The 799-nt window shown below is 63.8% G+C and carries 1 protein-coding gene; it reads right to left on the minus strand.

What is annotated here, in order from left to right; all coding sequences use genetic code 11:
• The coding region (locus tag EN750_RS37055; protein ID WP_145968318.1) for an MFS transporter at positions 1-799 on the minus strand (799 nt) is incomplete at both ends.

Consider the following 799-nt stretch of genomic DNA (forward strand, 5'->3'; position numbering starts at 1 on the left):
CAGGCGCCGCGCGCGACATATTGGTCGGCAGCACCACCGGCGCCATGCCAAAGGCGAAACCCCACAGCGTAACGAAGCCGAAGGCAACGCCGATATGCGAGCCCCAAAGCAGCAAAGTAAGTGCCGCAACCGCCATCAACGCTGCGGTGACTGCGAGGGCCATGTGGATGTTGGTGTCGGCCATGCGGCCGCCGGCAACATTACCGATCACGGCAGCGATGCCAAACCCGAGCAGAGCCAGGGCAATCGGTCCGGTTGTAAGGAGTGTCACCTGTTCGAGGAAGGGACGCACATAGACCGAGCCGGCAAAATGCCCCGTCATCAGCAAAACAATGGCCAGCATGCCGAGTTGGATGCCGCGCCGCCGGGTCAGCCGAAATACATCTGCAAGGCTGTTGCTTGCCGTTGCAGGCAAGGTCGGCAGGCTGAGAAGCTGCAGCAGCATGGCAAGCGCGGCCAGCCCCGCCGTCATGGCCATGGCACTGCGCCACCCAATCCAGTCACTGATCAGCGCGCCCATCGACGGTGCGGCAATGGTGGCAAGCGAGACGCCGAGGGTGACGATCGCCATGCCCCGACCTGTCGCATTGGCGCCAACCAGCCTCGCCACGACGGCGACCGAAAGTGCCCAGAAAGCGCTGAGAGCGATGCCCAGCCCGGCCCGGCCCAACAGCAACAGCCAGAAATCGGTCGCCAGCGCCGCCAGGATATTGGAACCGACCGCGAGGGCGCTGAGACCAACCAGCACCGCCTTGCGATTCAAGCGGCCGATGAGAACATTGCTCAACATGGCCGTCAC

This window comes from Mesorhizobium sp. M7A.F.Ca.ET.027.03.2.1, from assembly GCF_003999175.1.
Taxonomy (GTDB): Bacteria; Pseudomonadota; Alphaproteobacteria; order Rhizobiales; family Rhizobiaceae; genus Mesorhizobium.